Source organism: Bacillus songklensis (genome assembly GCF_042649685.1).
Taxonomy (GTDB): domain Bacteria; phylum Bacillota; class Bacilli; order Bacillales; family Bacillaceae_H; genus Bacillus_BA; species Bacillus_BA songklensis.
Window position 1 is genome coordinate 47,078 of sequence record NZ_JBHRZT010000070.1, and the last position, 19,346, is coordinate 66,423.

Annotated in this window: 17 protein-coding genes, 2 pseudogenes and 1 riboswitch; of the genes and pseudogenes, 7 read left to right on the plus strand and 12 right to left on the minus strand. The window is 39.2% G+C overall.

Going from position 1 to position 19,346, the window contains the following annotated elements; genetic code table 11:
* Window positions 1-21: 21 nt before the first annotated feature.
* Together ACFOU2_RS18430 and ACFOU2_RS18435 are read left to right on the plus strand one after the other, a co-directional pair.
* On the plus strand, window positions 22-168 hold the full coding sequence (locus ACFOU2_RS18430; protein WP_377917728.1) for a BH0509 family protein: 147 nt from the start codon (window positions 22-24) through the stop codon (window positions 166-168).
* 542 nt (window positions 169-710) lie between these two features.
* Window positions 711-2,633: a heavy metal translocating P-type ATPase gene (locus ACFOU2_RS18435; protein ID WP_377917730.1), complete on the plus strand. Its 1,923-nt coding sequence runs from the start codon at window positions 711-713 to the stop codon at window positions 2,631-2,633.
* 226 nt (window positions 2,634-2,859) lie between these two features.
* On the opposite strand, the gene ACFOU2_RS18440 is transcribed toward ACFOU2_RS18435, so the two are convergent.
* The 3 genes from ACFOU2_RS18440 to ACFOU2_RS18450 are packed head-to-tail and all read right to left on the minus strand — an operon-like array spanning window position 2,860 to window position 4,576.
* The gene (locus ACFOU2_RS18440) at window positions 2,860-3,702 is read right to left on the minus strand and encodes a YihY/virulence factor BrkB family protein (protein ID WP_377917732.1); all 843 of its coding nucleotides are present in this window, start codon (window positions 3,700-3,702) and stop codon (window positions 2,860-2,862) included.
* 13 nt (window positions 3,703-3,715) lie between these two features.
* Entirely contained in the window at window positions 3,716-4,060 is a 345-nt protein-coding gene (locus ACFOU2_RS18445) for a YtxH domain-containing protein (RefSeq protein WP_377917734.1), read from the minus strand.
* A 42-nt stretch (window positions 4,061-4,102) separates the two neighbouring features.
* The gene (locus ACFOU2_RS18450; RefSeq protein WP_377917736.1) at window positions 4,103-4,576 is read right to left on the minus strand and encodes a low molecular weight protein-tyrosine-phosphatase; all 474 of its coding nucleotides are present in this window, start codon (window positions 4,574-4,576) and stop codon (window positions 4,103-4,105) included.
* 197 nt (window positions 4,577-4,773) lie between these two features.
* On the opposite strand from ACFOU2_RS18450, the gene ACFOU2_RS18455 reads away from it, so the two are divergent.
* The 3 genes from ACFOU2_RS18455 (at window position 4,774) to ACFOU2_RS18465 (ending at window position 8,151) form a co-directional block, all read left to right on the plus strand.
* Window positions 4,774-5,001 (plus strand): DUF1128 domain-containing protein, encoded by a 228-nt coding sequence (locus tag ACFOU2_RS18455; protein WP_377917738.1) that lies wholly within the window; start codon window positions 4,774-4,776, stop codon window positions 4,999-5,001.
* 277 nt (window positions 5,002-5,278) lie between these two features.
* Window positions 5,279-5,380, plus strand: a riboswitch (purine riboswitch).
* Window positions 5,381-5,452: 72 nt separating this feature from the next.
* Window positions 5,453-7,183: an adenine deaminase gene (gene ade / locus ACFOU2_RS18460; RefSeq protein WP_377917740.1), complete on the plus strand. Its 1,731-nt coding sequence runs from the start codon at window positions 5,453-5,455 to the stop codon at window positions 7,181-7,183.
* Between the two features lie 95 nt (window positions 7,184-7,278).
* Window positions 7,279-8,151 carry a metal-dependent hydrolase gene (locus tag ACFOU2_RS18465; protein ID WP_377917846.1) on the plus strand — a complete coding sequence of 291 codons (873 nt, stop codon included), beginning with the start codon at window positions 7,279-7,281 and terminating at the stop codon, window positions 8,149-8,151.
* A 557-nt stretch (window positions 8,152-8,708) separates the two neighbouring features.
* Here the strand turns inward: ACFOU2_RS18465 and ACFOU2_RS18470 are convergent.
* The 3 genes from ACFOU2_RS18470 to hmpA all read right to left on the minus strand — a co-directional run bounded on the left by ACFOU2_RS18470 (window position 8,709) and on the right by hmpA (window position 11,559).
* Window positions 8,709-9,467, minus strand: coding sequence for a CAP domain-containing protein (locus ACFOU2_RS18470; protein ID WP_377917742.1), 759 nt, complete (start codon window positions 9,465-9,467; stop codon window positions 8,709-8,711).
* 264 nt (window positions 9,468-9,731) lie between these two features.
* Window positions 9,732-10,247 carry a type 1 glutamine amidotransferase domain-containing protein gene (locus tag ACFOU2_RS18475; RefSeq protein ID WP_377917744.1) on the minus strand — a complete coding sequence of 172 codons (516 nt, stop codon included), beginning with the start codon at window positions 10,245-10,247 and terminating at the stop codon, window positions 9,732-9,734.
* A gap of 115 nt (window positions 10,248-10,362) precedes the next feature.
* Window positions 10,363-11,559: an NO-inducible flavohemoprotein gene (hmpA, locus tag ACFOU2_RS18480; RefSeq protein WP_377917746.1), complete on the minus strand. Its 1,197-nt coding sequence runs from the start codon at window positions 11,557-11,559 to the stop codon at window positions 10,363-10,365.
* 644 nt (window positions 11,560-12,203) lie between these two features.
* Between hmpA and ACFOU2_RS18485 the strand changes: the two genes are divergently transcribed.
* Window positions 12,204-12,644: an RrF2 family transcriptional regulator gene (locus tag ACFOU2_RS18485; protein ID WP_377917748.1), complete on the plus strand. Its 441-nt coding sequence runs from the start codon at window positions 12,204-12,206 to the stop codon at window positions 12,642-12,644.
* Window positions 12,645-12,857: 213 nt separating this feature from the next.
* Here ACFOU2_RS18485 and ACFOU2_RS18490 read toward each other — a convergent pair whose 3' ends face one another.
* From ACFOU2_RS18490 to ACFOU2_RS18515, 6 genes and pseudogenes are all read right to left on the minus strand, one after another.
* Window positions 12,858-13,229 carry a DnaJ family domain-containing protein gene (locus ACFOU2_RS18490; protein WP_377917750.1) on the minus strand — a complete coding sequence of 124 codons (372 nt, stop codon included), beginning with the start codon at window positions 13,227-13,229 and terminating at the stop codon, window positions 12,858-12,860.
* A gap of 273 nt (window positions 13,230-13,502) precedes the next feature.
* The gene (locus ACFOU2_RS18495; protein ID WP_377917752.1) at window positions 13,503-14,318 is read right to left on the minus strand and encodes a YitT family protein; all 816 of its coding nucleotides are present in this window, start codon (window positions 14,316-14,318) and stop codon (window positions 13,503-13,505) included.
* A gap of 576 nt (window positions 14,319-14,894) precedes the next feature.
* The gene (gene rraA / locus ACFOU2_RS18500) at window positions 14,895-15,374 is read right to left on the minus strand and encodes a ribonuclease E activity regulator RraA (RefSeq protein ID WP_377917754.1); all 480 of its coding nucleotides are present in this window, start codon (window positions 15,372-15,374) and stop codon (window positions 14,895-14,897) included.
* 340 nt (window positions 15,375-15,714) lie between these two features.
* Entirely contained in the window at window positions 15,715-16,365 is a 651-nt protein-coding gene (locus ACFOU2_RS18505; RefSeq protein ID WP_377917756.1) for a general stress protein, read from the minus strand.
* 879 nt (window positions 16,366-17,244) lie between these two features.
* A pseudogene (megL, locus tag ACFOU2_RS18510) lies at window positions 17,245-18,475 on the minus strand (methionine gamma-lyase).
* Window positions 18,476-18,570: 95 nt separating this feature from the next.
* Window positions 18,571-18,678, minus strand: a pseudogene (locus ACFOU2_RS18515) (twin-arginine translocase subunit TatC); the annotation flags it as partial.
* A 180-nt stretch (window positions 18,679-18,858) separates the two neighbouring features.
* Between ACFOU2_RS18515 and ACFOU2_RS18520 the strand changes: the two are divergent.
* Window positions 18,859-19,251, plus strand: coding sequence for a C40 family peptidase (locus ACFOU2_RS18520; RefSeq protein ID WP_377917758.1), 393 nt, complete (start codon window positions 18,859-18,861; stop codon window positions 19,249-19,251).
* The last annotated feature ends 95 nt before the right edge of the window (window positions 19,252-19,346 follow it).

A 19,346-nucleotide genomic window follows, 5' to 3' on the forward strand; every position in this document is an offset into this window, starting at 1 on the left:
AATTGAGAGGAGCGATTAACAATGAGTCGACAAGAACGGAAAAACATGGTGGAGTTTATAGCAAAGGTGAAAGAGTTTGATCAGGAAACTTTAATGTACATGACAGATGCCGATATTGAGCATATTTACAACGCTGTGTATTACCATCACGAAGAAATCGTAGAATAGTGCTTCCAGTCTCGTACCGCTGCCGAGCGTACGAATGATTCAACTGGTAAGCCAGGAATTTCTCTCCCTTATATATATGTTCCATTCTTAAGAGGCGGCCCCACTAGCGAGTTCTTTACGCTTTGGAGCCAGCCTCTTTTTTTTCTTATCACCTATAGCTTTTTGAATCATATATTAACTGAAAATAATCTTTTTCAACTCCTATACAGCATGGTATAATTTTAATAAATAATAAAATATGGTAAAGAAATATGCTGCTATCTGTATGGATGGCAGCTTTCGTACTTTTTTAGGAGTAATGATTGTGATTCTAATTCTCAATTACTAAGAAAAGTGAAGCAAGCTTGCTCATGCTCATAGGGCAGTGGAACCACCGACGAGAAGTCGCTTTTTGACTCCGTAGGAGGTGGTGAAGTGACCGTAGAGGATAGCTTGCGGAACTAGACACTAAGAAAAGCGCAGGCGACCGAAAGATTAGGAGCCGCAGCTAGACAGTTCCAAAGCACAATCTATACTTTCTTATACAATAAATAAAAGGAGTGATGGATATGGAAGCAAACGTACTGGAGAGGAGAAAAAGAGCAGAACAGCCTTCTTCTCTTTCTATATTCCTTTCTACACATGGCGAACTAATTGCCACTTTGATATGCGGTATTCTCATTTTAGCAGGATGGATCGTTTCAAAAGGAGCTCATTCAACGTTAGCTGTAACATTGTTCATATCAGCTTATCTTATTGGCGGATATGCCAAAGCAAAAGAAGGCATTGAAGAAACAATTGAAAATAAAGAGCTAAATGTGGAAATGCTGATGATTTTTGCAGCCATCGGATCTGCCATCATCGGCTATTGGGTGGAAGGAGCGATGCTAATCTTTATCTTTGCTTTAAGCGGTGCCCTTGAGACATATACAATGAATAAAAGTCACCGGGAGATTACTTCTTTGATGGAACTCCAGCCTGAACAGGCAACGCGAATCCGTCACGGAATAGAGGAAGTTGTTCATGTTTCTGCGCTTTCAATCGGTGACCGGATTCTCGTGAAACCGGGGGAGCGCATTCCTTCAGACGGCCTCATTGCAACAGGTGAAACAACCATTGATCAGGCTGCCATCACAGGTGAATCCGTACCCGTTTTTAAATCTGGCAATGATGAAGTATTTGCAGGCACCGTCAACTTAAAAGGAGCCATTACAGTCGAAATTACAAAAGAATCCCAAGAAACACTGTTCCAGAAGATTATCCAGCTTGTTCAAAGCGCTCAAAGTGAAAAGTCCCCTTCTCAGCTTTTTATTGAAAAATTTGAAGGAATCTATGTGAAAATTGTTCTTGCAACTGTGGCGATTATGATGTTTCTTCCTCATTATTTATTAGGGTGGAGTTGGACCGAAACATTTTATCGAGCCATGATTTTACTCGTTGTTGCTTCCCCTTGTGCCCTTGTTGCCTCCATTATGCCGGCTTCCTTGTCAGCCATTTCGAACGGAGCTCGAAAAGGTATTTTATTTAAGGGCGGAGTTCACTTAGAACGGTTAAGTCATCTAAAAGCCATTGCTCTTGATAAAACAGGAACACTGACAAGGGGAAAACCGGAAGTAACAAACGTAGTAGTACGCTCGGACATAGACGAAGCTGATTTTTTGCAAAAGATTGCTTCTATTGAGCGACAATCCAACCACCCGCTGGCACAGGCCATCGTACAACACGCCAAAGCAAAAGGGAGCAAACCATTGTTGCAGCCCGATTATTTAGAAGATGCGCCTGGATGGGGTGTCATCGGTTCTGTCCAACAGGAAGAATGGAAAGTTGGCAAATCTGAATTCGTGGGAAAAGAGGAAGCTCTCTCCTTTCACCATTCCATTGCCCTAAAACTTGCAGAGGAAGGTAAAACAATCGTATTTGCAAAAGATCCAAAAGGAATTGTCGGTCTTCTGGCCTTAAAAGATGTGGTTCGCGATGAAACATCTTCAGCCATCGAGCACCTTAAACGCCTAGGTGTATATACGGTCATGCTGACAGGAGACGGCGAAAAAACAGCAGAAGCAATTGCAAAAGAATGCCATGTTGACCAGTATGAAGCGGAATGCCTGCCGGAAGAAAAAGTCAATAAAGTAAGAGGCTTAAAGGAGAAATTTGAGACGGTAGGAATGGTTGGAGACGGAATCAATGATGCTCCTGCCCTGGCAACCGCTCATGTCGGAATTGCCATGGGAGAAGGAACAGATGTAGCATTGGAAACAGCTGACATCGTCCTGATGAAAAACGATTTATCAAAGATTGCAGAAGCCATGGAATTGTCAAAAAGAATGAACAAAATCATTAAACAAAACATTATTTTCTCCATTAGTGTGATCATTCTGCTCATATGCTCTAATTTCCTTCAATTTCTTGACTTGCCGTTTGGTGTCATCGGACATGAAGGAAGCACCATTCTTGTCATTTTAAATAGCCTGCGCCTGCTGAAATAAGCGAAAACAGCTTAGGGAACCCTAAGCTGTTTTTTTAATGATAGCCGTTTTGCCCGTTTGCGCTGCCGCTTGTTTTATTTTTAGAACCTTGTTTGCTGTTTTGTTTGTTGTGGCTGCCGCCTTTTTTTGTATGTTTTGTCATGATATAAGCCTCCTAAAAAAGTATCCCTTACATCATATAGTATGGCTGTTTTGACGGTATGTATTGAGTGGTAATATGTGTTCATCACTCATGGGGAATAACATTTTTTTGATAATAAATGGCATTGATTTCTCCCCCTATCACGATAATCATCCCTGATATATATAACCAAACCATTAAAATGATGATTCCCCCTAAACTCCCATATGTTGCTGTATAATTCCCGAAATTACCGACGTAATACGAAAAAGCAAGGGAAGCAATCATCCATCCAAAGGTAGCAAAGGCAGATCCCCTTACTACTTCTTTTAACTTTAAATGTTTATTTGGCGCAAAATAATACAGCCCTGTGAAAACTATAAATAAGATAATGGCACTAACAATCCAGCGGGAAGCCGACCATATGGCTAAGAAAGTAACCGATAAGCCAAATGTCGAAAATAAGTACAAGCCGATCATTTTCCCAAAAACAGGGAGTAGTAAAGCTGTTATAATGACAAAAATCATGGCCGTCGTCAACATTACCGCCATTCCTCTAGCCACAATAAAAGAACGGCTCTCCTCCACTTCATACGCACGGTTAAAAGCTCTTACAATAGCGTTAATTCCGTTAGAAGCAGACCAAATAGTAGCGATGATCCCAAACGATAAAAGACCTTCATTATGTGAACCAATAATGGTGTTTACATTTGTTTCAATCATTTTCATCGTCTGCTTTGGAGCAAATTCACTTATTAAATTTAATACGTCTTTCTGTTCTAAAGGAAAGAAGCCAATCAATGTAATCAAGAAAATTAAAAACGGAAATAAGGAAAGGAGAAAATAATAAGCCAGCTCTGCTGCAAGCCTTGAAATTTCATCACGTTGAAATCGCCATACCAATTCTTTCAACCAGGAAGGGGAATTCGTTTCGTTTATATTCTCCATATGTTCACCTCTCTTAGTGGAGAGAATGTTCTTTCGAATCCTTCGCTGTGAAAACATCTTTTGTTTCTTTTACAATATCCATTACTTGCGGCGTTACTTCCCGCAACTCCTCTACTTTCCCGGCTATAAAAGAGACGTCCTCAGAGATATGTTCAACCGTTGATTTCAATTCATTGAACTTCTCCTTCATTACTTGCTGGGTTTGTTTTGGATTCTTAACCACTTCCGCCACTTGTGTTCCAACCTTCTTACCGCCTCTTATGACCCGCTCGCGTGTGGTTTTATCGAACATCGATACCGCAGCACCTACTAAAGCTCCAATCAGGATTCCATCTAATAACTTACTTCGTTTTTTCATCGTTCTGCTCTCCTCCTTTGTTTTCTCCTATGTAGATCAGTCCTAAACACGAAAATGTTTTTCCAAAATATCTTCCAATAAGTTTTCGCAGCCTTTTTTCACCAAGTCATATACTTCATCGAAATTTCCGGTAAAATACGGATCCGGCACGTCATTTATCTGAGCTTCCGGTACAAAGTCTAATAAACGGCCAATATAACCCGTTTTGTTGTATCCAGCCATCCTTCTTAAATTCCCAATATTCTCTGTATCCATCCCGATAATATAATCAAATTCAGCTAAATCATCTTCTTTGACCTGACGGGCCGTCAGCCCACCAAAATTAATATTATTTTTTGTTAAAATTGCCTGTGTACCTTTGTGAGGGGGATTTCCGATGTGCCAATCGCCTGTTCCTGCCGAATCAATGATAATTTGATCTTCCATGCCTTTTTTTCTAACTAAATCGCGAAAAACCGCTTCTGCCATCGGGGATCGGCAAATATTCCCTAAACATACAAACAGTACTTTTACCATTTTCTTTCTCCTTTAATTTTATTTACAAACATTATATACAAATGATTTGATGGATGAAAAGTGATGAAAAAACAGATTAGGCATTCATAAAGAAAACAAAAATCATCCGGCACTGATATATGCAAGCGTGATTGTCATCCTTTCCTTTCACTCGAAACATGTTATAATGAAAAAAACAGTCGGAAGGATTGAAAAAAGTGGATTTATCAAAAAAGACAGCAGAAAATGTGGAATTTATGATTGAAGCAATTAAGGAAAAATTAAAGGTATTAAATTTCGGTGCTATTAAGCCTGCTCATTTTGATGAAGAAATGTATGAAGAACTGCACGATATTTATGAATTAGTCATGAAAAAAAACTCCTTCAGTCCAAACGAAATGCAAGCCATCGCTGAAGAATTAGGAAACTTGCGTAAACAAGCTTAAGAAAAAAGAGGCTGACTCAAAAGCCTCCAGATGACGGTAATCATCCATTTTTTCTGTGATGGGCCTTCATCGCCATGCTGGATTTTTAATGATGATCCATCGCAGGAGGGTGCCCCAAAAGTATATTCTTTGTACTTTTGGGGCACCCTCTTTTTGAAAAACCGCTATTTAACAACTATGTTCTTCCTATTATTTTTAGCTGGTTCGTGTGAAATCGATATTTCCCATAGTTTTTGAAAAAATCATTGCCGAAAAGAGGTCTGACTTTTAGAATGAATCAAAATAAAGAAAAATCACTCGTATAATCTTGGCGATATGGGCCAAGAGTCTCTACCGGACTACCGTAAATAGTTGGACTACGAGAGATGAACACACTACCCGTCTATTCTCTTCTTATGTTCTTCTCTTTTTAGTCTAACTACTTCTTTATTTTCAGAAAGGAGTAGACACCATGTACAAAACAAAATACTATAAACAAATTGCTGCTTCCAGCAAAAAAAGCCCAGCGGATATCGTTATTAAAAATGGAAAAATCATTGATGTATTTAACCTTGATATTATAGAGGGCGATGTTGCCATTTCTGAAGGAATGATTGTCGGGATCGGAAACTATGAAGGAGACATCATTATTGATGCACAAGGACGTTATATCTCTCCGGCTTTCATCGACAGCCATGTGCATATTGAATCATCAATGGTGACACCAAGAGAGTTTTCAAAACTGGTTATCCCTCACGGTGTGACAACCGTCATTACAGACCCTCATGAAATTGCCAATGTCGCAGGTGCAAAAGGAATCCAATTCATGCTTGATGATTCAGAGAATATCCCCCTTGATGTCATGGTGATGCTCCCTTCCAGCGTGCCGGCCACTCCTTTTGAGAATGCTGGGGCTGTTCTCCATGCCAAAGACTTAAAGCCATTTTATCAGCATCCTAGAGTAATGGGATTAGCAGAAGTCATGGATTTCCCTTCTGTTAGGGATGCTTCCCCTCAAATGCTTGATAAACTAATGAATGCCGCTTCCTTAGGAGCTGTCATTGATGGTCATGCAGCCGGATTGGATGAAACAGGTCTCAATATATACCGTACCGCCGGCATATTGACCGACCATGAATGTACCACTGTAGAAGACGCGCTAGAACGGTTGAGAAGAGGCATGTATGTATTGATTCGTGAAGGCTCTGTCGCTAAAGATTTGAAAGCCCTAATTCCTGTTGTGAATGAACGAAATGCCCGCCGTTGTTTATTTTGCACAGACGACAAACATTTAGATGATTTACTCGTGGAAGGCTCTGTCGATCACAATATACGCCTCGCCATTAAAGAAGGACTAAATCCATTGCTAGCCATTCAAATGGCCTCGCTGAATGCGGCAGAATGTTACGGATTAAAAGGAAAAGGGGCCATTGCTCCCGGTTATAAAGCTGATCTCCTGCTACTGGATGACTTAGAAACATTGAATATTTATCAAGTATACAAAGACGGGAAGCTGGCAGCAGAGCAAGGAGCATATGCAGCTTCTTTATCTGCACATACAACAAAGGCAGATGGGTTAACAGATTCTGTTCATATTCCTCCTCTCATTCATAACGATTTACAAATAACGATGAAAAATCAGTTGGCCCATGTAATAGAGATTATTCCAAACAGCCTGATCACAAATCATCTCATTGAATCAGTTGATGTTCACCGTCAACAGTTTGTTCCTTCCGTAAAAAAAGATCAATTAAAGTTAGCCGTAATCGAACGCCATCATCAGATTGGAAATATCGGACTTGGTATTGTGAAAGGATTCGGTCTTACTTGCGGAGCGATTGCCACTACTATTGCGCATGATTCCCATAACATTGTCGTAGTGGGGACGAATGATGAGGATATGCTTCATGCTGTGGAGGAATTGAAACGGCTGCAGGGCGGGATTACAATCGTGAAAAACAAACAAACGATTACTTCTCTTTCCTTACCTATTGGAGGGCTTATGACCAACCAACCGTTTCATCAAGTCAATGACTCGCTTCATCAACTCAATATTGCCTTACGACAAATCGGGGCTTCGGATGAATTCAACCCATTGCTTACTCTTTCCTTTTTAAGCCTTCCTGTCATCCCTGAACTAAAACTGACAGATAAAGGCCTCTTCAATGTTAAGACGTTTGAACATATTCCAGTCCAGACCTAGCTTGAAAGCATCGCACATAAAGCGATGCTTTTCTTTTACATACAGCAAGCGTGCGTTTTATAATAAGAGCGCATTGATTGAAAGTTGGTGACGGTATGGACACAATTACACATACATTGTTCGGTCTTGGGATTTATAAAGCCATCAATAAAGAAAACATGAGTAAAAGGGAAAAACAGACTCTCCTGTTTACTGCTATAGGAGCCAGTCAAATTCCTGACATTGACGTGATTTCACAGCTATGGGATACATCTGGACAATATCAAATGTGGCATCGAGGGATTACACATTCGCTCTTTCTCGTCCCGGTATGGGCCCTTCTATTTTTTATTTTAAATTTCTTCATCTTTCGCCTGAAAAGTTGGCGCTTCTTTTGGATTGCTCTTCTCGCTGTGTTTATTCATGATACAAGCGATGTGTTTAACGCATGGGGTACAGGTTATTTAGAGCCTTTTTCAAATGCCCGATTAACCTTTGGAACCATCCCTATTATCGATTTTGTCATTTGGTTCATCTTCTTATTAGCTTTTATCTTATCGAAAAAAGGCTCATACAAGGAATCGTCTATTTACCGTATAAGCTGGATCATGATTGCTCTTCACATTATCATTCAATCCATACAGGGCTATGCATTGTATAAGCAATATGAGCCTCGTTATGAACAACTTGCATTATCTGCAAGCTTTCTTCCATGGAATTATTCTGTTATCGGCAAAGACGAGAATACAGTGGACATCATCCAAGACTCTTTATTAACCCAAAAACACCTTATGTACAAGCTGCAATCCAGTGACAACAGCAACTTAAAAAAACTATTCAAACAAAATCCGAAAGCCCAGACCCTGTACAAATGGTCTCCATTTGTCGTAGTCGTAGATAATGAGGAACGGTTAGGGATTTATGATCCAAGGTTTTATCGAAAAGGGCAGTCTTTCTTATTCGAATTTATCGAAAAAACACAAAAATAAATAAGGAAAATCCCCATAAGTTTGGGATAGACAGCCAGAAACGTTTTTACTGAAAGGACCCGGCAGAAAATCCTTGATTTTATTGGATTTCACATGCCCGATCCTTTCAGGGAGATGACTCAAAAAGTATGGTTTTTTACCTTTTGGGTCACCTCCCTACTCCTCTTCTTCTTCGGTTTTTATAATAGGCAGCACCTTCTTTTACCAGAATTGGTAAAATGGCTGCTAAAACTCTTTTTAAAATTTTGCCCATAATCATCCCCACTTCTCTGCTTTTGCTAGTACTATACCCTCTTAACTCTTGCAAAAAACCCTTTTTAAAAGGCTTTCCAATAAGAGGAAGGACTCCTAACTGTACTGATACAACAAGAAAAGCGGAGCAAGCTCGTTCACATCCATAGGGTATTGGACCTTCTGAGAAGGAGTCGCTCCTTGGCTCCGCGGGAAGAAGTGGAATGACCCCAGGGTGTAGCTTGCGTAGCTGGACAAATTCAATGCACAATCTATGCTTTCTTATAAAAAAAATCTCCCCTTTAAGAAAGGGAAGATTTTTCTACTTATTTACCAATGAACATTTGTGTCCAATATGTTGAACCGCTGCCTTCTACGTATCCAACACCAATATGTGTAAAGTTTGGATCTAAAATGTTTCTGCGGTGACCGTCACTGTTCATCCAGCTATTCATTACTTCTTCCGGTGTTTGTTGACCTTTGGCAATGTTTTCACCGGCTGCACTGTATTGAATACCGAATTTCTTCATCATATCAAACGGTGAGCCGTAAGTTGGAGAAGTGTGATCAAAGTAATTTTTGTTCATCATGTCTTTTGATTTTTCACGAGCAACATCACTAAGTTTTGTGTCTAATTGTAATGGTTTTAAGCCTTGTTTTTGTCTCTCTTGGTTTACTAACTCGACGACTTTCTTTTCAAACTCACTTACAGATGATTGATTAGCTGTTTGTTCAGCTGCTGGCTGTGCCTGTGTTTCATTGCTTGTTTGCGAAGCTGGTGCTGCTTTTGGTGTTGGCTGTGGTGCTGCTTGTTCCGTTGGTTGGGCTTGTGCTTCATTATTCGTTTGTGGAGCTGGTGCTGCTTTTGGTGCTGTTTGTTTAGCTTGAGCTGTTGGGATTTGAATATTAAATTTCTTTAAAAGCTCATCTACATCATTTATATCTTGAACATTAATATGCTGAATATTCTGTTTTGAATTTACTGGACAATTTACTGTTGAAGCATCTGCCTGTGTTTGTGTTGCTAATAATCCGAATGACATGGCTCCAATAATAGTCGCGAAACGAAGTTTTTTGTTTTTCATAAGTGAATTACCTCCTCGTTTTTTTGACCCCACGCACACTATTCTCCATGAATACTAGCAATCTATCAACCTTTTAAAGCTTCCAATATTATCAAACTATGAAAACATAGTTTGAAGGAATATTTAACCACCACTATAAACACTGATGCAATAGGAATAGTGGAAGATTCAATTCCTTTAGAAATCCCAAAAGGTAATTTATGTAAATAAAAAAAGACCCCCATCGAATGGAAGTCCTTCCTTTTAAGTAGCGTTTATTCTCGTTTATTGTAACACGTTAAGAGATTCACGGATGAAGGCCGGTATGTCATCAGGCGTACGACTTGTTACAAGCTGGTTGCCGCACACAACGACTTCTTTATCATGAAAATTGGCACCGGCATTTTTTAAGTCAACGGCAATGGATTTATAACCCGTCACATCTCGTCCTTTTAAAGCCTCCGCTGTAATCAGCAATTGCGGGCCGTGGCAAATCGCCATCACCGGTTTCTTTTCATCCATCATTGATTTGGCGAAAGCGACAAAACGATCATCCCCACGTAAAATATCTGGTGAAAAGCCTCCTGGTAAGAACAAGGCATCGAAATCCGATGGTTTCACTTCATCGATGCTTGCAGCAACAGTTACTGTTGCTTCTCCTTGTTTCCCTTTGACTGTTTTACCTTTTTCCTTTTCGATGACAGTAAGCTCATGCCCGGCTTCTTTGAATGCTTTAGCAGGCTCCGTGTACTCGGAATCCTCAAACATATCCGTCAATAATACTGCAATTTTCTTGCTCATTATAGACTCACTCCTTAACATTTCGCTTGTCTATAAATAAAGTACCCGGTCTTGTCCTATCTCAAACTTTTTTTGGAATGAATCCTAACCGAAAGGTAAACAAGAAGCGCCAGGATTATAATTTCATGTTTGGTCCGAAAAATTCGTAATGAATGGATTCTTCTTTCACACCAATTTCTTGCAATGCTTGATAAATGGCTTTCATGAAGGAAAGCGGTCCGCACATATAGTAATCAGCATCTTTGTTTTCAATGACTTGTTGTAACCATTCAGCTGTAATGTATCCTTCTTTATCAAAGTTTTGTGCAGCGACATCTTCTTCTGTCGGTTTTTCATAACACACGAACATTTTTGCATCTAAAGAAGCTGCCTCTTTACGAAAAGCATGATAATGTCCGCTTCTTGCTGCATGGATGAATGTCATATCACGGTCTGGCTGTTCCTTTGCGGCAACTTTTAACATACTCATTAATGGTGTAATCCCTACTCCACCGCTGATGAGTACAAGAGGCTTTTCGCTCTCCATATTCAACACAAATTCACCTGCAGGAGCACTTACTTCAATTGTATCTCCTTCTTTCACATAATCATGCAAGTAATTGGAAACGGCACCCTCCGGTTTTTGATCATCTGCTTCACGCTTAACTGTAATGCGATAATATTCCCCATTTGGCGCATCAGATAAACTGTATTGACGAATGTGCGTATACTCTTTACCGGGAATATTGACACGAATACTCACATATTGGCCTGGCAAGAAGGAAGAGACTCCTGACCCATCTTTTGGTTTTAAATAAAAGGATGTAATAACATCACTTTCTTTTACCTTATTTGCAACATAAAGTTCTTTGAAATCTTTCCATCCGCCTTCTTTGTTTTCTGCTTCTTCATACATCTCTTGCTCGACTGAAATAAATGCATCTGCAATGACACCGTATGCTTCTGCCCATGCATGAATGATTTCATCTGTAGCTGCATCTTTTAAGACATCTTTAATCGCTAATAACAAATGCTCTCCCACGATTGGATAATGCTCTGGTTTGATTCCGATACTGCGATGTTTATGACCAATTTGTTTCACAACCGGGATAATTTTATCAAGTTGATCAATGTAAACCGCCGCTGCATAAACCGTATTGGCTAAAGCTGTCTGCTGTCTGCCCGTTTTTTGGTTCGTTTGGTTAAAAATATTTAAAAGTTCCGGATGCGCCTTAAACATTAATTCATAAAAACGCTTTGTAATATCTTGGCCGTATCTTTCCAAAACAGGAGCGGTACTTTTCACAATTTCAATCGTTTTCGCACTTAACATTTTCTCTCATCCTTTTAAACATGTATTTTTAATATATCTTTACAGTAAGCGAATTCATCCAAAAAAGATATATTTTAAATACATCTTTTAAAAAGTTGTCACAATTTCCAATGTAAGCATGATTAAAACGGTGGCTGCCCTTTTCATTTAAAGCTGTGCCAAAGTTACTATCTTTATAAGCAACTTATTTTCCAAATAGCCTTTATTAAAAACTTGGTGGTTATTCCCTCCCATAAACAGAGCATAAACCTTACCAAATGGTTGGAAAAAATGCTATGATAAAGGAAACTTCCATCAGTGGAGGTTTTTCGATGCACAGGATGTGCAAGCGAAGATGTTGCGACAGGACGTCGCGTTCTTAGTCTTCGTCCCTTAGTCCCACTGATGGTTAGTTGATCTTATCGGGCTTTTACACAAGAAAGCGAGGCGACTGTTTAGCTCCGACGCACGTTGGAACTCCTGACAAAGAACCGCTTTTTGGTTCCGCAGGAAGGAGTGAAACGTAGGAGGAGCTAGGAGCCGCAGCTAGATTAGGGCAGTGATTCTACACTAAACTTCCCCGATTACGCTAAGTTTTTGGGGAGGATCTTACTGCCCGTTAATGCGGGGTAAAAATACCTTTCATAAACCAAGGGGTTAGTTAAATGAGATTAACAAATTATACGGATTACTCTCTTCGTGTTTTATTATATCTGGCATTAAAAAAAGGTAATGAATTGAGCAATATTAAAGAGATTGCAGACGCCTATCACATCTCAAAAAATCATTTAATGAAAGTTATTCATGAACTTGGAAAGCTTGGTCTTATAGAGACCATCCGAGGACGAAACGGCGGCATACGACTTGCAAAGAATCCTCGTGACATCAATATCGGAGAAGTCGTGACCTACACAGAGGAAGATTTTCACGTGGTGGAGTGTTTTAATCGTAAGGGAAATCAATGTCTCATCACACCTTCTTGTAAATTGAAACATGTTTTATATGAAGCACTTCAAGCATTCATCAATGTCTTAAAAGGGTATACATTAGAAGATTTAACTCAAAACAAAGACGAACTCCAGCAGCTTTTACGTTCTAAACAATAAATCTATCTCGCCACCATAACAAAAAACACCTGCCCAAGCAGGTGTTTTTTGTTATATATACATTCAACTTAATTTTTTCACTTCTGTCATCGAGCCTTCTTCTATTCGCGCTTTTCTGTTCTTTCTCCTTGAATAGACTTACAAAGGTTCTCATATAAGCGGCTGACAAGAACCCGGAAGGGAGTTTGGCAGCCGCTTATGCGAATTCATATATTATCTAAATTTACGATAAATTTTATCTTGATAAGACATAAAGGCAGAGGAACCGGCTATTTTTCTCTTTTCCATCAATGTATTGAATTGAAGCATCTTTTCATTCCACTTTTTCTTCAGTGTTGCTTTTCTCTCTTCATCGTGACAGCAAGCAATCAAGTCTTCCAGATCAATCATGTCTTTTTTCAGTTGCATTTCTTCAGGGAGGATACCTGCATTTTTTAAAATCTTATAAGAAGCACGCAACTCTGGAGGAACATGCGATAAATTCTCAAATTCTAACGGCTTTCCTTTTCCTGGCAACTGATCAAATTCTCCATCTTGAACCGCTTTTTTTATTTTTTCTTCTGCCATTGAGAAAAAGATATCCATTTTCCCTTCTCCTTTACAAAGTATAATGATCATCCAAATTAACAAGATTACTCCTTATTCTTACTTTAATTTTATCATGAAAAAAAGCTTACTATTCAATTAGACAGTAAGCTGATTTTATATAACTCCAACTTAATTTTTCAACCTCTGTTACCGAGCCTTCTTCTATTTGTGCTTTTCTGTTCTCTCACCTTGGGCAGGCTTACAAAGGTCAATCATTTAACATGAGAACGTTTTTGCTCATGTTAAATGATTTATGTGGATCCATATATATTAGTGGGCATCTCTACGAAATAATCCCATGACTTCTACTGTTTCTGTAATGTTAACGAATGCACTCGGATCCACTTCTTGAATAAGCGGCTTCACGTTTGCCAACTCGTAGCGAGAAATAACGGTCATTAAAATCTTGCGTTTTTGGCTGGAGTAAGCCCCTTCCCCATCCATTAAGGTGACCCCGCGGACAAGATTGCCAAGAAGCTTTTGCTTCATTTCTTCCCCTTTGTTCGTAATAATCATGAGGGTCAACTTAATATGACGTGTATAAATGGCATCTACCACTTTACCTGTTACAAAAATGGACAACATCGTATACAATGCTGCATCCCAATTCACAAAAAAACCAGAAACAAATACAACAATGCCGTTCATAGCAGATAACAAGCCGCCAAGCGGAAAGTCTCTTTTATGAGTAAGGAGCATTCCAATAATATCGAATCCGCCGGTTGAAGCAGATTGACGAAACACCATTCCTACTCCTATTCCTGTCAGTACACCGCCGAATACGGAAGACAAGATCGGATCTGTACTTATAGGCCTTAACGGAATGATGTACAGGGCTATCGATAAAACAACAACAGAAAGAAGGGTGTATAAAACAAAACGTCTTCCCAATTTCATAAAACCGATAATTAAAAGCGGCAAGTTTAACAAAAAATTCATCGTCCCTGTGCTTAAAGGAGTCAAAATGCCGATAATCATCGCAATACCGCTGATGCCGCTGCTCAGTACTTTATGGGGAATCAAAAAACAGTTGTACGCGAATCCAATTAACACTGAACCTGCAATAATGACAAGCAATCTATACATATATGCCCTCGACCTCTTGATGATAAATTTAACATTTCCATCCTTTTCTCTTCAATTATAGCCGCTCTTAATTGAAAACAGCTGAAAAAAGTATATTCAGAAATTTATCCTATTTCACGATAAAGGAATCTTCCTTCAGACATGCTACATGAGTTGATGTTTATCATAGCATAATAAAGGAATTTTTATTCTTAAGCCATTGTTTTTGTTAAAGAACATAGTTGATTTTTGACTCATTCGGGACGATGAACGCAAACACAACAAGATGTTTCGAAAAATTCATGAGGATTTTACAGGACGAGGTATCCAGGAAAACTAAAATGTAGGATTTGAAAAACCGGCCTCTTATATTAAGGGAGCTAAACGAGCGCTTTTTTGGGAAATAGGAGCGGTAGAACGATATCGAGACATTCTTGCAGGACTTCCAACCCGCTATTATCGCGATATGGTATTTGAAATGTTGACAGACGAATTGAAACATGCAGATAAATACAACTATATTCTAAATTTAAACCTTGAAAGGCGGTTAAAATAGAAAAAGAAGAGATCATTCTCCTTTTTCTATTTTAACATTTTTTATAAAAGTGCCCTTGCTGCCAGAAGAACCCCGTCTTCGTCTGCATAAACATAATGGCCCGGCTTCCATTCAACATCCCCAAACCGTACCGTTACATCTTTTTCTCCTTTTCCCTCTTTTTTACTTTTTAATGGATTGCTGCCGAGTGCAAGAATACCGACTTCGAGATTCGCCAAATCAACAGTATCCCGCACACATCCGTTAATAATGATTCCCGCTAAGCCGCGTTTTTGAGCAATCTCCCCTAAGCGGTCGCCAAGCAGGGCACAGTTTTTGAAGCCTCCTCCATCTACCACTAACACATTTCCTTTAGGGATCGATTGAAGTGCTTCCTTTACTAATACATTATCTTCCCACACTTTAACGGTTGAAATTGGTCCAGAAAACCGCCTTTTTCTCCCATAGGATCGAAATTCCACTTTACAAATCTCTAATTCCCCTGAAAAATCATCACATAAATCAGCTGTCTTAAAGTTCATTTCTTTTCCTTCCCTTCTTTACATGCCTCTTCTCACCATTCGACAACTGTATACCAATTCCTTTTATTTACATATAAGCCGCATTAAATTCATTTCTTTCTTAAAACCTCCATTTGAAAAAAAATTGTTTTAATTTAAAATTTAGTCAGTATATATATTATCTCTCCCAACAGGAGACCCTTTTAAAAATGCCTAAACAACTAATAAAAGATTTAATCTCTATTTAAAGAAATTAAGGGATAAACCTGGCTTTACCTATCCACAGACTGGATTAATAAAGTTAAATAGAAAAAGCTGCCGAAAATGGCAGCTTTTCTACTCTATCATTCTTTTATCAGCATTAAAGCGGGTTGTTTTTTGAAGGATAAGTCGTAGGACGTCCATCAGTTCCTAAGACTCTATCACCGTCTGTTAATGTACCTTTTCTTGTTAAACTGTTGTTGTCCGTTAGTGTACGTTCTCTTGTTAAAGGATCATTTTCTCTTAACGCATTACGTCTTGTTAATGAAACGTCATCCGTTAATGTTTCTCTGTCAATATCCGCAGCACCTGCATCCCTGTCAACAAGTACTAAGATTTTTCCTTCCTTGACATAGGAATCATAGCGTTCAGCCTCATCTTCCGGAATTCCCATACCGATTAATGCACCAGCTAAACCACCAGTCCCTGCTCCTACTGCCGCACCTGCAAGTGTGGCTGCAATTGGGCCTGCCGCTACGATTGGTCCAATTCCAGGGATTGCAAGGGCACCGACTCCTGCCAATAGCCCTGCAATACCACCGATTGCTCCACCTGTGGCTGCACCTGTGACTGCACCTTCTCCTGCTTTTGTACCTGTTTCATCCGTAATAGCATCTACTTCGTCGCGGCTTTTTCCAATAACCGAGATATCTTCTGCCCTATACCCTTTATTCTTTAAATCTTCTACTGCACGAATTGCCGCTTCCTCTGTATCATATACTCCTACAATATGTTTTTCATTTGTACTCATGTCGTTTTCCTCCTATCAGAAATTTATTTATTTTTAATTTTGCTTTACTCTTAGTTTGTACATACCCCTCAGCAAGAAGGTCAAACCCCTAAATACAAATGAAATAGTTTTCAATCCTACCTTCAACCTCAATATGAAATCTGCTAGCTATCTTCAAGGGGGCTGCTTATACATTTCCCTCCACAACTGGTAAATAGAAACATGTTAGAGGGGAATGGCATCGGGTAAGAGTAATAGGAGTTTTTTGAACAACATGGTTTTTAATAGGAGGATTTATATGTTTGGAGTATACGATGTATGGAAATTCCTCTTAGCCTTTTTTCTCATTTTTCCTATTGTCACTTTCATTCATTTATTAGGTCATATCTTTTTTGTAAAATTATTTGGCGGAAAAAATACGCGAATGATAGTTGGATGCGGTGAGAAACTGTGTATGCTGGGAAAAATTGAGATACGCAAGTTTTATTTCTGGTCTGGGAGATGCGAATTCTCATATCTGAAGTTTAATAATCGTCTCACTAACTCTCTTATTATTCTTGGAGGATCATTGTTTAATTTAATAAGTATGCTGATAGTAAATTCGATGATAAAGGTGAAAGTCCTCGAACCTTCTATGTTTTGGGACCAGTTTGTTTATTTTTCTTTCTACTTTGTCTTTTTTGCTTTGTTTCCAATGGATAATCCAACCGGAATTCCCAGCGACGGCAAAGCCGCTTATTTATTATGGAAAAAGAAAACGAAGAAAACAGAAGATGACTTTCAATGTAAAAATCATTCGACCTGAATTCTCCCGGTTCATGCCGAATGATTTTTGTGAATCCATTTAAACGGATCCTTAATAAAGAGTGGGGTATACTGAATATAACTATTGTTCCTTGATTAATCAGGATGATGCACTTTATCCATTGCTTGCCGTAAATCTTCCCATATATCTTCCCATGCTTCCAGACCAACCGATAATCGAATCAATTGATCTGTAATACCCATTTTTGCTCTCACTTTCTCCGGAATGATGGAATGCGTCATCGTTGCAGGATGTTGAATTAATGTTTCCGTATCACCGAGACTCACTGCAATCTTAATAAGCTTCAGTTCATTTAACAGCTTTTGGGCATCCCTTTTTTTCCCTTTTATTTCAAAGGAGAGCAGTCCTCCGCCCTGTTTCATTTGTTTTTTTGTAATGGAATAGTCAGGATGGTCAAGGTCTCCGGGATAGTAGACATTCTCGATCACCGGATGTTCTTTGAGGAGTTCGTATATTTTCATGGCATTAAACGAGTGTCGATCCATACGAACAGGCAATGTTTTTATTCCCCTTAAAAGCAACCATGCATCAAAAGGAGAGATAATACCGCCTATATCTTTCTGGGTGGCCATGGAAACACTTTTTATAAAATCCTTCTTTCCTACAACAAGGCCCGCTACGACATCTCCATGCCCGCTAATATATTTAGTGGCACTGTGAAGCACAATATCGCATCCTAACTTTAAAGGCTGCTGCAAGTAGGGAGAAGCAAAAGTGTTATCCACGACGACCATGATGCCATGTTCCTTGGCGACTTTGGCAACAAGTTGCAGATCAATCATTTTCATTGTCGGATTAACAGGCGTTTCTACATATATACAGACCGTTTCGGGGCGAATGAGCTCTTTTATTTGTTCTTCCGTTTCCATCGCACAAAAGTCATGTGATATATGATATTTTTCACTCATAAGCCTTAATAATCCAAACGTACACCCATAAATTCCCTTCGAACAAATAATATGGTCATTCCCCTTTGTTAAAGCGAAAAGAACAGCTGATACAGCAGCCATGCCGGAGGCAAAAGCAAGACCGGCCCCCCCCCCCTTCCAAGGCAGCAATTTTCTCCTCCAGCGCACGGACCGTGGGATTTCCCAGCCTAGAATAAATATAGCCCGCTTCTTCTCCAGCAAAGCGTCTCTCCCCTTGCTCTGCACTATCGAAAGTAAATGTAGAGGTTTGGAAAATGGGTGTCGAAAGACTGCCTAGACACTCCTTAGAATCATACCCCCCGTGAATAATGATCGTCTCGATCTTTTGATCTTTCCCGCTCATATTCCCCCTCCTTAAATGAAAGAGATGAATCATCCAAACACATCTTACTTATCATCATATGTTGGGAATGTTATTTTCGGAAACGCTTTCTAAGCTAAATTCATTATTCTATATACAAAAAAACATCCTTTTCTCTCCTTTGAGGTTAAAGCAGGTCTTACAAACATCCATATTTGATGATCCGCAACAGGGATTGTCGCTGCAATGGCCATTACAGCGGCGATCATTAGATAAACAGCATAGTATATAAATTTTATTTATTTTTTGTAAAACTATGTTAATTTTTGTAAAAATGTGAACTATATCAAGATCCAAATTTTTAGAGCTTCTTCCCCTATTTTATACGTCTGTACAAGCATCTTACACTTTCTTGAATATGATAGTGGTACACAACTTATTAGGGAAGGATGTCTTCATTGTTAATCAATCGAATTATCTCTACAGGACTGCAATATCTGGGAACTCCTTATGTATTTAATGCCCCTTCATATCGAACAGATATGTTTGATTGCAGTTCATTCATCCAATATATATTGGGAGTAAACGGTATTTCTTTACCCCGAAATTCAAGGCAGCAGTTTCTCATTGGCGCTCCCGTTTCTTTTTCCTCCATCCAAAGAGGGGATTTATTATTTTTCACTACAAGCAAAAGGAAACATAAAAAAGGGATAGAGAAGATTGGCCATGTAGCCGTCTACCTCGGTTCAGGGAAAATGATGCATACGTTCAGGGAAGGAAAAAAGGTACAAATAACAAGCCTAAATTCCTATTGGAAAAAAGCGTTTATAGGAGCTAGGAGGGTCCTCTAAGTCGCACCAGAATGTACTCTCTTCTATCAGCTAATGTTAATCCATTTAACTTTTCGGGTACATGAATTTTGATCATTTGGAAAAATTATGTATTA